Source organism: Streptomyces bobili (genome assembly GCF_002154575.1).
Lineage (GTDB): Bacteria > Actinomycetota > Actinomycetes > Streptomycetales > Streptomycetaceae > Streptomyces > Streptomyces bobili.
This window is the reverse complement of the sequence record NZ_MUBA01000009.1, coordinates 1-13,202: the sequence shown is the minus strand read 5'-3', so window position 1 is coordinate 13,202 and position 13,202 is coordinate 1. Positions and strand designations below refer to the sequence as shown.

General features: G+C 68.5%; 11 protein-coding genes and 1 pseudogene. 7 read left to right on the top strand and 5 right to left on the bottom strand.

Annotation, left to right across the window (positions count from 1 at the left end; genetic code table 11):
- The 6 genes from BZL64_RS00900 to BZL64_RS00875 form a co-directional block, all read left to right on the top strand.
- Positions 1 to 1,255, top strand: a 1,255-nt coding sequence (locus BZL64_RS00900) for an ABC transporter substrate-binding protein (protein ID WP_208639337.1), incomplete at its 5' end; no start/stop codon positions are given.
- 52 nt (positions 1,256 to 1,307) lie between these two features.
- A complete protein-coding gene (locus tag BZL64_RS00895; RefSeq protein WP_086764907.1) occupies positions 1,308 to 2,270 on the top strand; it encodes a carbohydrate ABC transporter permease in 963 nt (320 codons plus the stop codon).
- Between the two features lie 28 nt (positions 2,271 to 2,298).
- On the top strand, positions 2,299 to 3,120 hold the full coding sequence (locus BZL64_RS00890) for a carbohydrate ABC transporter permease (RefSeq protein ID WP_086764902.1): 822 nt from the start codon (positions 2,299 to 2,301) through the stop codon (positions 3,118 to 3,120).
- An 87-nt stretch (positions 3,121 to 3,207) separates the two neighbouring features.
- Positions 3,208 to 5,169 (top strand): glycoside hydrolase family 127 protein, encoded by a 1,962-nt coding sequence (locus BZL64_RS00885; RefSeq protein ID WP_167396070.1) that lies wholly within the window; start codon positions 3,208 to 3,210, stop codon positions 5,167 to 5,169.
- 434 nt (positions 5,170 to 5,603) lie between these two features.
- Positions 5,604 to 6,149 (top strand): O-methyltransferase, encoded by a 546-nt coding sequence (locus tag BZL64_RS00880; RefSeq protein WP_086764899.1) that lies wholly within the window; start codon positions 5,604 to 5,606, stop codon positions 6,147 to 6,149.
- 159 nt (positions 6,150 to 6,308) lie between these two features.
- Positions 6,309 to 7,022, top strand: a complete 714-nt coding sequence (locus BZL64_RS00875) for an AAA family ATPase (protein WP_086764896.1) — start codon at positions 6,309 to 6,311, stop codon at positions 7,020 to 7,022.
- Between the two features lie 82 nt (positions 7,023 to 7,104).
- Here the strand turns inward: BZL64_RS00875 and BZL64_RS00870 are convergent, their stop codons facing one another.
- Together BZL64_RS00870 and BZL64_RS00865 are read right to left on the bottom strand one after the other, a co-directional pair.
- On the bottom strand, positions 7,105 to 8,094 hold the full coding sequence (locus tag BZL64_RS00870) for an ornithine cyclodeaminase family protein (protein ID WP_086764893.1): 990 nt from the start codon (positions 8,092 to 8,094) through the stop codon (positions 7,105 to 7,107).
- Positions 8,095 to 8,219: 125 nt separating this feature from the next.
- Positions 8,220 to 9,362 (bottom strand): glycoside hydrolase family 55 protein, encoded by a 1,143-nt coding sequence (locus BZL64_RS00865; RefSeq protein WP_244205128.1) that lies wholly within the window; start codon positions 9,360 to 9,362, stop codon positions 8,220 to 8,222.
- 244 nt (positions 9,363 to 9,606) lie between these two features.
- Between BZL64_RS00865 and BZL64_RS00860 the strand changes: the two genes are divergently transcribed.
- Entirely contained in the window at positions 9,607 to 10,308 is a 702-nt protein-coding gene (locus tag BZL64_RS00860; RefSeq protein ID WP_086764886.1) for a CDP-alcohol phosphatidyltransferase family protein, read from the top strand.
- Here the strand turns inward: BZL64_RS00860 and BZL64_RS00855 are convergent.
- The 3 genes and pseudogenes from BZL64_RS00855 to BZL64_RS00845 form a co-directional block, all read right to left on the bottom strand.
- A pseudogene (locus BZL64_RS00855) lies at positions 10,309 to 10,746 on the bottom strand (FAD synthase family protein); the annotation flags it as partial.
- Entirely contained in the window at positions 10,743 to 12,308 is a 1,566-nt protein-coding gene (locus BZL64_RS00850) for a fibronectin type III domain-containing protein (RefSeq protein WP_208639336.1), read from the bottom strand. The gene BZL64_RS00850 and the pseudogene BZL64_RS00855, both read right to left, overlap by 4 nt.
- 76 nt (positions 12,309 to 12,384) lie before the next feature.
- Positions 12,385 to 13,202 (bottom strand): lipopolysaccharide biosynthesis protein (locus BZL64_RS00845; RefSeq protein ID WP_341868779.1); only part of this gene is annotated, 818 nt, incomplete at its 5' end.

Below are 13,202 nucleotides of genomic sequence, written 5' to 3'. Positions count from 1 at the left end.
GCTCGCCGCGGCGAGCCTGGTCACGGCGTGCGGGTCGGGGGACGGCGGCTCGGGCGGTGGGGGAGGAGGCGGGGCGGCGGACGCCGACGGCGTCGACGACGGAGCGACGCTGACGATGTGGACGCGTGCGGCGACCCGGCCGCAGAGCGAGGCGCTGGTCAAGGCGTACAACGCGGGCCACAAGAACAAGATCGAACTGACCGTCGTCCCCACCGACGACTACCAGGCCAAGGTCGGAGCGGCCGCCGGGTCCAAGGACCTGCCCGACCTGTTCGCCTCCGACGTGGTGTTCGTCCCGAACTACACGTCCAACGGACTCTTCGCCGACCTCACCGACCGCGTCGACGCCCTGCCCTTCGCCGAGAAACTCGCGCAGTCGCACATCAAGGCCGGCACGTACGAGGACAAGAAGTACGTCGTACCGCACACCCTCGACCTCTCGGTCCTCTTCTACAACAAGGACCTCTACCGCAAGGCCAAGCTCGACCCCGACAAGCCCCCCACCAGCCTGAGCGAGTGGGACCGGCAGGCACGGGCCGTGGACGCGCTGGGCGGGGACGTCAACGGCACCTTCTTCGGCGGCAACTGCGGCGGCTGCGGCGTCTTCACCTGGTGGCCGTCGATCTGGGCCGCGGGCGACGATGTGCTGAACAAGGAAGGAACCGAGGCCGAACTCTCCTCCGACACCGCGCGGAAGGTCTACGACACCTACCGCGGGTGGGTGAAGGACGACATCGTGGCGCCCGGCGCACGCGAGGAGACGGGCACGACCTGGACCGGGGTGTTCCCCGAGGGGAAGGTCGGCGTCATGCCGATGCCGTCGACCAGCCTCGGGCTGATGCCCCACAACCTCGACCTCGGCGTCGCCCCCATCCCCGGACCTGACGGCGGCAGGTCCACCTTCGTCGGCGGTGACGCCATCGGTATCTCCGCCACCAGCAGGTCGGCCGACCAGGCCTGGAACTTCCTCGCCTGGTCACTGGGCGACGAAGCGCAGGTCGAGGTGGTCGCCGCGCACAAGGACGTGGTGGCGCGCACCGACCTCGCGTCCAACAAGTACTCCAAGGCGGACCCGCGGCTGGTGACGATCAACGAACTGGTGGCCGACGGCCGTACCCCGTACGCGCTGAAGTTCGGCCAGACCTTCAACGATCCCAACGGGCCGTGGCTGAAGCTGATGCGCGACGCCGTCTTCGGGGACGGATCGTCCATCGACAAGGACAACGACGCGGTCAGCGCCTCACTCGCCGACTGAACGTCACCCGGCTCGGCCAGAGCCTTCCCACGTCACACGGCAGAGGAGAGCCATGCAGGTGAAGGCAGCCGACCCAGCGGCGGCCGAACCCAGGACCCGGCCGGAACGCCGGGCCCGTCCCTCCCGCACCAACCCGCCCCGATGGCGATCCCGTCAGGCGAAGGGGCTTGCCTACGCGGCCCCCACGGCCGTTTTCGTCGCGGTGTTCTTCCTGCTGCCGCTGCTGCTCGTCGGGCAGATGTCGCTCAGCGACTGGCCGCTCCTCGCGGGCGACCGGGGCTTCAACGCCCCGGAGAACTACACCGACGCGACCGACAGCACCCTCTTCTGGCCCGCGGTCCGCTTCACCCTGCTCTACACCGTGATCGTCACGGTCGTGCTCCTCGGCCTCGCCCTCGGCCTCGCCCTGCTGGTGCAGGAGTCCCGCCCAGGGACGGGCCTCTTCCGTACGGTCTACTTCCTGCCCGGAGCCCTGGGACTGGCCTCCGCGTCCCTGCTGTTCTGGGGCATGTACAGCCCCAGCACCGGCCCGCTCAGCCGCATCCTCGAGGAACTCGGCCTCGTCGACGACCCGGTGTCCTTCCTCGGCACACCGACCTCCGCCCTGCTGTCGACGGTCTTCCTCATCGTCTGGAAGTTCGCCGGCTTCTACATGCTGATCCTCCTCGTGGGTCTCCAGCGCATCCCGCAGGACGTGTTCGAGGCCGCCCGCATGGACGGTGCCAGCCGCGGTCAGATCTTCCGCTCCATCACGCTGCCGCTGCTACGGCCGTCCCTCGCCCTGACGCTGCTGCTGTGCGTGACCGGATCGCTCCTCGCCTTCGACCAGTTCTTCATCCTCACCAAGGGCGGACCGGACAACAGCACCGTCACCGTCGTCCAGTTGATCTACCGAGAGGCCTTCCAGCGGATGAACCTCGGCACCGCGGCCGCCCTGTCGATCCTTGTGCTGGCGGTGCTGCTCCTGTTCAACGCCCTTCAGTTCCGCGGTCTGCGCCGCGCCGACGCGTCATGAGCCGTACCTCGAGAGAAGGGACACCACGGTGCTGATCCGCACCCTCGGCAGGACGCCCTACTTCGTCGTCGCCGGCGGCCTGGCCGTCATCTTCCTCTTCCCGCTGCTGTGGAACGCCTGGGCATCCGTCAGCGGACAGCCGGGCACCGCACAGGAAACCGGCTACGGGTTCGGCAACTACCGCACACTGCTCGACTACGACGCCGGCCTGTGGCGGTACCTCCTCAACAGCACCGTCGTCTCCGCGCTGACCGTCGTCCTGACCCTCGGCGTGTCACTGCTGGGCGGCTACGCCTTCGCCCGCTTCGACTTCCCCGGCAAGAACCTGCTGTTCCTGCTCACCCTGGCCATCCTCATGGTCCCGTACGCCACCCTCCTCATCCCTCTCTACGTACTGCTCGGCAGACTCCACCTGCAGAACTCGCTGATCGGGCTGAGCCTGGTCCTGGCGATGTTCCAACTGCCGTTCGCCACCTTCATGATGCGCATCTCCTTCGAGGCGGTGCCGCGCGAACTGGAGGAGTCCGCGCTGGTCGACGGCTGCGGCACGGCGGGCGCACTGCGGCGGGTCCTCCTTCCGGCCGTACGACCGGGATTGATCACCGTCGGTCTCTTCGCGTTCCTCGCCGCCTGGAACGACTTCATCGCACCGCTGATCCTCATCTCCGACAGCGAGAAGGCGCCGCTGCCACTGGCCGTCGCGAATCTGCGGCAGCAGAGCATGGGCGCCGTCGACTACGGCGCCACCGAGGCAGGCGTGGTGGTTCTCGCCGTCCCCTGCCTCCTCCTGTTCCTGCTGCTTCAACGGCACTACATACGGGGCTTCATGTCGGGTGCGCTCAAGGGCTGATGCCTGACGCGCGAGCGACGTGACCGCAGGACCTGGCCGGACAACGAAGGGACGAATCGAAGGCATGAAGTCGTGAAGGGAAACGCAGTGGGGCCATCCGTCCTGCCGGTGGCACCGACCCGCGGCCGGCTGCGACCGCTCGGTCTCGACGAGGTCAGGATCACCGGGGGATTCTGGGCCCGTCGACGGCACACCAACGAGAGCGCCACCCTCGGCCACTGCCGCGACTGGATGGAACGCGTCGGCTGGACCGGCAACTTCCGGGCCGCCGCCCAGGGCCGCGCCCACCGGGACCGGCGCGGCCGGGAGTTCGCCGACTCCGAGGTCTACAAGCTCCTCGAAGCCATGGCCTGGCACGCCGGCCCGGGGGGCCGGCTCGACACGGACATCGCCGCACTCACCGAGGTCGTCGCGTCCGCCCAGGAACCGGACGGCTACCTGAACACCGCCTTCGGCCACCCAGGGCAGCCCGCCCGCTACAGCGACCTCGAATGGGGCCACGAGCTCTACTGCAACGGGTTCTTGATCCAGGCGGGCGTGGCCCAGGCCCGGGCCCGGGGCGAGGGCGAGCTGACGAAGATCGCCCGACGCACTGCCGACCACGTCTGCGCCACCTTCGGGCGGGGCGGCATCGAGCGCGTCTGCGGGCATCCCGAGATCGAGACGGCCCTGGTCGAACTGGCCAGACTGACGGGAGAACAGCGCTACCTCGACCAGGCCGCGATCTTCATCGACCGCCGTGGCCACGGCACGCTCGCCGACGGCGAGTTCGGCCGCGTCTACTACCAGGACGACGTGCCCGTACGACGGGCCACAGTGCTGCGCGGCCACGCCGTTCGCGCCCTCTACCTCGCGGCCGGCGCCGTCGACGTGGCCGTGGAGACCGGCGACGACGACCTCCTCGACGCGCTCGCTCGACAGTGGGAGGCCACGGTCGCCCGACGGACCTATCTCACCGGCGGCATGGGATCACACCACCGCGACGAGTCCTTCGGCGACGACTTCGTCCTCCCGCCGGACCGCGCCTACTCGGAGACCTGCGCCGGCGTCGCCTCCGTGATGCTCAGCTGGCGGCTGCTCCTGGCCACGGGCGAGCCGCGTTACGCCGACCTCGCCGAGAGGACCCTCTTCAACGTGGTCGCGACGTCCCCGGCGGAGGACGGCCGGGCCTTCTTCTACGCCAACACCCTGCACCGGCGCCACCGGGGCGCCGTGCCCGCGGCGGACGCGGTGAGTCCGCGCGCCGAGTCCAGCCTGCGCGCGCCCTGGTTCGCGGTGTCCTGCTGCCCGACCAATGTGGCGCGGACGCTGGCCCAGCTGCCCGCGTACCTCGCGACGGCCGACGACCACGGCCTGCAGCTGCACCAGTACGCCGACGCGGAGATCGCCACCTCGCTCGTAGGCGGCCATGACGTCGCGCTGCGCGTCCGGACCGACTATCCGTCGGGCGGAACCGTGAGCGTGCGCATCGACCGGTCGTCGTCGGGCCGCCCCTGGACGGTGTCGTTGCGTGTCCCCGCGTGGACGCAGGGCGCGACGGCATGGCTGGTGGACCCGGACGGGGCCCGCCGTACGGTGCCCCCCGGCATGACCGAGGTGACCCGCCGTTTCCGGCCCGGTGACGAGATCCGGCTCGAACTGCCCGTACGGCCGCGCTGGATCCGTGCCGACCCACGCGTCGACGCCGTCCGCGGCACGGTGGCCGTCCAGCGCGGGCCGCTGGTGTACTGCGCCGAGTCCGTGGACCTGCCGGGCGGCCACGACGTCGAGGTGATCCGGGTGGACCCGGCAGCACCGCCGCAGGACGGGACGGGCGGCACGGTGGTCACCCCGGGGCAGATCACCGCTTACGACGTACAGCGCGACGGGACCTGGCCGTACAGGCCGCTCGACGCGGCCGCCGCCGAGCCTTCAACCGACCGCGCGGAGATCGTCCTGGTCCCTTACCACTCGTGGGCGAATCGCGGACCTTCGACGGTGCGGGTGTGGTTGCCGGTCGTGGAACCGCAGCGTGCGATCCCGCTGGACGGCACCTCAACAGGTAAGTGACCGGGCGCGCCACCGTGAGGACAGCACCGTCACGAGAGGTGCGCACGGTGCGGTGGCGATGCCTCGGAGGCAGCGAAATAGCGACGTAGGACGCGGTCCACCGTGGCAGCCCTCTTGCGCCTGCCACCAGACGGCTGACCTGGTAGGCAGCCGTGAGGTACGTCTGCGTCGGCGGCAGGGCCACAGCCGTGCAGAGAAGCGCCTGCCGGAGACGTCCAGCACACGGTACGACCAGTTCGACGTGCCGATCGCCCGACCGGCCCCTCCCGGGTGCCGCCTGCCGCTTTCGGTGATTGGCTGTGCCTGGCAGGGGCGGTGGTCGGATCACGTCGAGTGGGCGCCGAGGCATCAGCCCCGACCCCCTGAACCTGAAGGTACACAGTCGCCGTGGCCCGTCCGTGGGCGTCGGACCTCACCACCCATGGAAGGTTCACATGGATTCTGCGGTGTACGCTCCGATGTCGGATCTCAAGCGTGCCACCCTTGATCACCAGCGCACCTACGGATGCGGCTCGCGCCCCTTCGCCGACGGCGCACAGCTGGCGCTCTGGGCCATACAGGCAGGCGCGTGCAGCGCGGTGGAGATCGGTACTTCCCTTGGCTACTCCGCCGCATGCCTCGCCAACGCCGGGATCCTCGTGCAGACCGTGGACCGCGATCCCGTCCACATCGAGCTCGCGCAACGGCATCTGAACGAGCGAGGTCTGGCCAGCCGCGTGAACTGCATGACGGGGGAAGCCGTGGAAGTCCTCGCCGACCTGCCTGCGGGGGAGGCGGACCTGGCCTTCTTCGACGGCATGGAGGTGAGCGTCGCCGAAATCGAAGTACTGGCCAGGACACTGCGCCCGGGCGGATTGCTGATAGTCAGCAACATGGAACTCGGCGGCGAGGCAGCCGAGGTCCGCGAACTCATCGGCGGCTGGCAGCCCCGGGAGGACGGCGAGGTTCTGCTCGCCGTCAAGCCGTCACCAGCACGGTGACCAGCCACCTCGGGCAGTCAACGCAACACCGGACACGGCGATGACGCTTGCCCGTATCGTGCGAGTCCCCATGGCCCTCACCGGCTCTGGTACTTCAAGCCGGGCCGGAAGGGCACTCAAGACCACGTCTGCTTCCGGACTCCAGGCGACACTGGTCACGTGATTATCGAACGCGCGTATGTCCATCTCTCCTCGTACGACGAAGAGACCTGGCCTTGGTCAGTGCCCTGCGTGCGACAGCTGCTCAACGAAGGGCTGCGCTTCACCGCACCTGTGACCTTTCTGGTCGGTGAGAACGGCTCGGGGAAATCGACCCTGGTCGAAGCGCTGGCGGAGGGATTCGGGCTGGACTCCTACGGCGGCTCCCACGACTGGCGCTACGCTTCCCCGCGCGCCAGGTCGACGCTGGGCGAGCGTATGAAATTCGAAGCCGCCTCGGGCCGCGGGCGCCGTATGGCCACCAGTTGGTCAGCCCGAAAGGGCTTCTTCCTACGCGCCGAGACCGCGCTGGACGCCCTGGACAGGGAGGGCTTCTCGCCAGACCATCTCAGCCATGGTGAGGGCTTTCTCGCGGCCTTCCGCGGGAAGTTCCTGCACGCCGGCCTCTATGTTCTCGACGAGCCCGAGGCGGCGCTCTCCTTCTCCTCGTGCCTTGAACTGATCGGCCACATCGACCGGTTGTCCAAGGAGGGCGGCCAGGTCATCTGTGCCACGCACTCTCCGCTGCTGACCGCGCTCCCGGGCGCTGACATCATCGAGGTCGGTGAGCACGGTATGCGCGGGGTCGCCTGGCGGGAGCTCGGCATCGTGGATCACTGGCGCCGCTATCTCGCCGACCCGCACGCCTATCTGCGGCACATCGTCGAACCGTAGGCGGGTCCGCCTCGCCTCCTTGCATGGGCTCCGGCGAGGACGAGGCTCCCGGCGTGTGCCGGCGAGCGTGCTGGTGGCGGCATCAGCGCAGCGTGATCTCCTCGCCGATCGACTGCTCGCGGGCCGAGGCGAGGACCAGGGCCGTGGCCGCGGCGTCCTGTGCTGCCACGCCGACCGACTTGTAGAGGGTGATCTGGTCCGGTGTGGTGCGCCCCGCTCTGTGGCCGGCAATGAGTTCGCCCAGCTCGGCGTGCACGTGATCGGCCGTGATGAGGCCGCCGCGGATCGGCATGAGGAGGTCGTTGCTGCCCGCGGGGAACGGGGCAAGCACGGCCTGGCGCGATTCGACGCACACCAGTGCCTCGACGACGGTGGCGTCGTCGACCTCGCGGCCTGCAGGGTTGTACCCCACGGACGTGATGTGCACCCCGGGCGTCAGCCACGAACGGCGGATCACGGGTTCGACGGCGTGCGTCGTCGCGGCGGCGATGTCCGCGCCGTCGAGTGCCTCGGCGTAGCTGGACACGGCCCGGACGTCGCCCTCCAGTGCGGTGGAGAGTTCGTCGGCCAGGGCAGCGGCTTTCGCCGGATCCCGGCCGGCGATGCGGATCTCCCGGATCGGGCGGACCCGACAGATCGCGCGGGCGTGGGACCGGGCCTGCACGCCGGTGCCCAGCACCGCCAGCACGGTTGCGTCCTCGCGGGCCAGCAGCCGCGCCGACAGCGCGGAACAGGCGCCTGTCCGCGCTGCGGTGATGGCCCTGCCGTCCAGCAGCGCAGCGGGCTCGCCGGTGTCCGGATCGAACGCCACGATCAGCGCCTGATGGGTGGGTAGCCGTGCCCCGTCATTGTGCGGGAAGAGTGACACCAGCTTGGTCATGAGGACCCCGGCCGACGGTAGGAAGCCTGGCATGGCCGCCAGGAAGCCCTCGTGTTCGGGGACCAAGGCGGCGACGCGGTGAGGTACCGAGGCGCGGCCCGCACTGAGGTCTGCCATTGCCGAGGAGAGGACTTCGATGAGCGAGTCCACGTCGAGCAGGGCTTCGACCTGCGAGCGGCCCAGAAGCAGCATGTGCCCTCAACCTCCTGACGTCGGTGATCCGGCCGGCGATCACGCCGCCACAGTGTCAACCACGGCGCTGTTGCTCCGGCGGTGTCACACAGCTTTTCACGGAATCCACCAGGCAACCGGGCCGCCTACGTGTCGACGGTGGACTTGTCGAGGCAGTCGACGAAGCGGACGAAGCCGGGGCGGATGTTGTCTTCGGCTACCGCGAACTCTTGCGCCGAGTGACTGCGCAGTAGGCACATGTCGTAGCGGGCCACGGTCGGCAGGGCCTTCTGCCGCTCGTCCGTTCGGTATTCGTGGTGGCCTACCAACTGGCAGGAGTCATAACGGATCAGGGGTCCGCGCGGCCCTACCGTGTAGCGGTGTGCCCGTGCCTCGGTGGAGAATTCCTTGAAGGAGAGTCCGGTGTCGTCGCAGTCACTGAAGTGAATCGTGCCGCTCGACCAGACGCTGTCGATGACCTGGACCTGCGGGTTGCGTACTTCGAACCGGATGTCCTGGGCGTGGAATCGCTGTACCGAGTCGTGGTGCCGGGCGACGGGGAAGCGGAAGAACGTGCTGGTGGTGCCGTACTCCTTGGTGCTGTGCGGACGCGTGCCGGTGATGATGTACGAGCCGCCGCGGCAGGTGATCGAGCCGCCGTAGGGGAACTCCAGGAAGTTGCCCCACTCGTACTCGACCTTCATGTCCGTGAACCAGTAGTTGAGGAACTGGTCCTGGTCGTTGGGATCTGCCTGCTGCCGTTGTGAGAGGCCGGAGTAGAGGAACGCTCTGCGGTAGCTGCCGCCGACCCGGCATGCCTCCCAGCGCATCTCTGAGTTCGTGTTGGTGCCGTTCAGGGCGAGGCCGAACTCCCATTCCCCCATCCATTCGCACTCCGAGAAGCGGTAGTCCTGGGCGTTGCCGGTGGAGTACGAGCTGAAGAAGGAGGCGCCGGGCGTGGCCGAGCGGAATTGGATGCGCTCGAAGGAGAGGTTCGACCAGATGTCCTCGTTGCGGCAGAGGTAGGAGCCTGGGCCGTCGTCCGGACGGAAGACAAGGGTGGTCATGCGCTTGCCGGCTCCGCTGAAGCGCAGGCCGTTGGCCGCTCGCAGCGGAGCGGCGCCGTTCAGCAGTGCGTGCGCACGGGTGATGAGGAACTCTCCCGCGGGGATTTCGATCACTGTGCGTCCGACTCCCCGGGAGACCCGGGCGGCCGCGAGCGAGTAGGCGATCTCGAAGGCGGCGGTGTCGTCGGTTCGTCCGTCGCCCACGGCTCCGAGGTCGGCCACGTTCAGCACGAGAGGCAGTCGGGTGGTTGACGGCTGACCTCTCCGGGGCCGGGCGGGGACCGGCGGTGTCGTGGGGCCGTGGTCCGCTCCGCCGACGGCGGAGGCACTGTGAGCGGTCAAGACCATCGCCCCGATCCCCGACGCTGCGCCACGCAGAAGTTGCCGACGGCTGACAGGAGACATCCGAACTCCCCGTTCTGCCATAATCGCCTTCTTTCCAGCAATTCATCCCTTAAGGACATGAATGACGGAGTTTGCTGCAGTGCTCAAACAGCTGTCGACGGCACAGAAGCCGGCGAAGGGGGCATCCCTGTACACCCTGTATGTGAATCGGCCTGCCGGCCGGTTCCTGGCCGCCTTGGCCCACCGTGCAGGGGCGACGCCGAATCAGCTCACCGTCCTGAGCGCGGTGTTCACCTTTCCCGCCCTCGCCGCGGTGGCCCTGATTCCGCCGCAGACCGCGATGGCGGTCTGTGTCGGCGCGGCCCTCGTCATGGGGTTCGCGCTGGATGCGGCGGACGGTCAGCTGGCGCGGAGCCAGCGCTCGGGGAGCCCGTCGGGCGAGTGGCTCGACCATGTCGTGGACTGCATCAAGGTCGTCGCCCTCCATCTGGTCGTACTGGTGTCGTTCTACCGGTTCTTCGACCTGCCCAGCCCGCTCTTCCTGCTGGCGCCGATGCTCTTCGAACTCGCGGCCGTAGTGATCTTTTTCGCCGGAATCCTGACGGAGAAGCTCAAGTGGCGGGTGCCGGATCATGCTCCGGCACCCGCTCCTCCGGCGTTGCGGTCCGTCCTGCTTCTGCCGGTGGACTACGGCTTGACCTGCGTCAGCTTCCTATTCCTGGGCAATCAGGACTTCTTCCTCACGGCGTACTGCGGGCTGCTTCTGGCGCACGTCGTGTTCATGGGTGCCTTCCTGCTGAAGTGGTTCCGCGAGCTGCGCTGAGGCAGTCTGCGGCCCTCCGTTGGGAGAAAGCAGTTGCAGGGCGGCGCGCAGCAGAGTGCTGGAGGTGTGCTTGGTGTACGGGAAGTAGACGACCTCGACACCGACCTGCTCGAAGCGCCGTTCGAGCATTTCCCACTTGGGTGTCCCCCGCCAGTCGTCGCCCTTGAAGATGACGTGGAAGCCGACTCGCTTCCACGTCTTCAACTTGTCGACGTCTGCCTCCACGACGGCGTCATCGACGTAGCGCAGGCTGCGGACGATCTCCAGGCGTTCGGCGAGCGGCACGACGGGAGCGTGGCCCTTCAGGCTCGCGGCCAGGTCGTCGGAGGTCACGCCGGCCACGAGCCAGTCGCAGTGCTGACGCGCCTCCCGCAGGATGTTGAGGTGTCCGACGTGGAACAGGTCGTAGACACCGGGCGCGAATCCGATGCGTGTCACTGAGGATCACCCGCCAGCGGATCCTGGGCCGCCTTCTCCTGGGCTGCCTGCTTCGGCACGTTCACCGTCACCGAGTTCGACTTGGCGGAGGCGTTCGTCCCGTCGGTCACCGCGATGGCGTAACGATGACTGGTCCCGGCGGGCACGGTGTCGGTGTAGGTCATCTGTGGACGGTCCCAGTAGGTGGATGCCTTCTTCTTCTGCGCCACGAGTTTGCCGTCGCGGTAGATCCGATACGTCAAGGACGCGTCGTCCCGGTCCCAGGAGGTGCGCCAGGTGAGCGTGACCTTGCCGGGACTGGTGCCGGACAGTGCCAGGGCGGGAACCTTCGGCGCTCCGGTGTCACGGTTGCCGAAGCGCGTCAGGCCCTGCTGGGGTGCGTCGTTGACCCGGGTGAACTCGCCGCCCGCCCACAGGACGCCGGCCGACACCGTCAGGGTACGGGGGCCGATCTTTTCCCCGAGCCCGTCATTGGTGTCGGGGAACCAGTGCAGGATCTTGCGGTTGTCGAGCGACTGGGCCAGCAGGTGCTGTCGGTCGCCTCGCTCGGGGAAGCCACCGGGTGTCTCGTTGCAGTTGTGCGCGTGGGAGGCGCTGTAGAGGACACCCTTGTAAGGCAGGACGGCCTGGGTGGCTCCGAAGCAGGTGTCCTTCCACACCATCGTGCCGTTGGTGAGACGGCCCGCGATCCGCCCGTCGAAGATGCCGGGCCCGCGGCCCTCGGCGCCCACGTAGAAACGAGTGGTGTCGCGCGCGATCGTCTTGACCGACGACTGGGGAGGGAACCAGCCCGGATACGTGAGTACGGTCTTGCCGCTGGCGGCATCGAGGGCGACGAGTGAGCGCGCGCCCTGGCCGTTGACCGACTCGAAGTCACCCCCGACAAAGAGCCGGCCATGCGAGGTTGCGGCCGACAGTGCCCGTACGGGCAGGTCGACGTCCGCTCGGAAGGGCAGCAGGGATCCAGTGGTGGCGACGGCGGCGACCCGGTTCCTGGGCTGGCCCGCGACGCGGCCGAAATCGCCGCCGAAGTAGATCGCGCGGTCCGTGGTATCGATGGCGCGGACGGTGGCGGACACCGCCGGCTTGAAGTTCTTGCGCAGGGAGCAGCCGGCAGTGTCGATGGCGGCCAGATTGGCCACGCGGACGGATCCGACCTGGCTGAAGGACCCCCCCACGTACAGTACGCGGCCGTCCGGGGAAGCCTTCATGGCCCGTACGGTGTGGCTGTTGCCGGTGAACGACGGGGCGCAGGGCAGGAGTTTGCCGGTTGCCGCGTCGAAGGCGGCGAAGTTGCGGCGCTTCACCTGCCGTTGGCCGGGTGCAGCTCCTGGTGGGCGGACATTTTCGAAGGATCCTCCGACGTAGACGACACCCTTCGCTGCGGTCAGCGACCAGACGATGCCGTCCGTCTGCCAGGTGGCCAGCGGATCGGCGGTGAACGCGGGCGCGCCGTCGGCGGCGGTGGCTAGGGAGGTGCCGAGCGGCGCGGTGACGCAGCAGATGAGCGCTGTGACTGCGACCCTCGCGGCCGGCTTCTTACGGCTTTTTCTCAGGTACACGGGAGTCCCCGGATGGCAGTGGTGTCAGGGAAGCGACGCCGGTGTGGTGACGCTGAGGGTGCGCACGCGTCTGCGTTCATGCGGCGCGGTGCCGCAGCGCTCCGACCAGATCGCCCAACCTCAAAAGCGTCCGATATCGGCATAAAGTAATACCAAATACACACAATCCCAAGACCATTCCCACGGCGAGTCCCGACGACGTGTCGCCCTCGGAAAGACGGGACGCCACCAGCACCGTCGTCACGGCCAGCCCCACTGCCAGGGCCCTGATGTAGCCCCGGTCCACGGTCGTGAAGCCGAGGCGCATCCGGACGAGCACGGCCGCCATGACGTTCTCCACCACGATCGCCGCGCCCCAGGACGCCGCGGCGCCGAGCACTCCCCAGGCCGGCACGACGAGGACGCCGACCGCCAGCTGAACCGTGAACGCCACTGCGGTGACAGTCAGATGCCAGCAACTCCGGCCGGCCATGAGCAGCACGGTCTGAGCGTTGCCGACAGCGACGTTGACCATGGAGGCGGTGCACAGCACGACGAGCGCGAGGGCGCCGTCGGTGAACCCCGGTCCGAAGACGGACAGGATCGTCCCGGGAAAGCAGGCGACGACGCCGAACAGCGGCCACGACAGGGCCACGGTCCAACAGGTCGAGACCCGGTGCAGAGCGCGCGCCTCGGCGACCTTCTCCACGGCCAGGAGACGGCTGAGTTCCGGCGCGACGGCAAGCCGTACGGCGAGTTGGACCAGGGTGCCCGCCGTGACGATGCGGCCGATCGCCGTGTACACCCCTGCTTCCCTGCTGGTGGCAAGAGCCGACAACAGGATGACGCCGACCCAGACAGCACCGATGTCGAAGACGGAGGACACCGCACGGGGCGCGGATGTGCCCTGGCGGG

Bases quoted from the DNA above. Each gene is read 5' to 3' on its own strand.
- BZL64_RS00895 (WP_086764907.1), top strand. From the start codon at position 1,308: ATGCAGGTGAAGGCAGCCGACCCAGCGGCGGCCGAACCCAGGACCCGG.
- BZL64_RS00880 (WP_086764899.1), top strand. From the start codon at position 5,604: ATGGATTCTGCGGTGTACGCTCCGATGTCGGATCTCAAGCGTGCCACC.
- BZL64_RS00870 (WP_086764893.1), bottom strand. From the start codon at position 8,094: ATGCTGCTTCTGGGCCGCTCGCAGGTCGAAGCCCTGCTCGACGTGGAC.
- BZL64_RS00860 (WP_086764886.1), top strand. From the start codon at position 9,607: ATGACGGAGTTTGCTGCAGTGCTCAAACAGCTGTCGACGGCACAGAAG.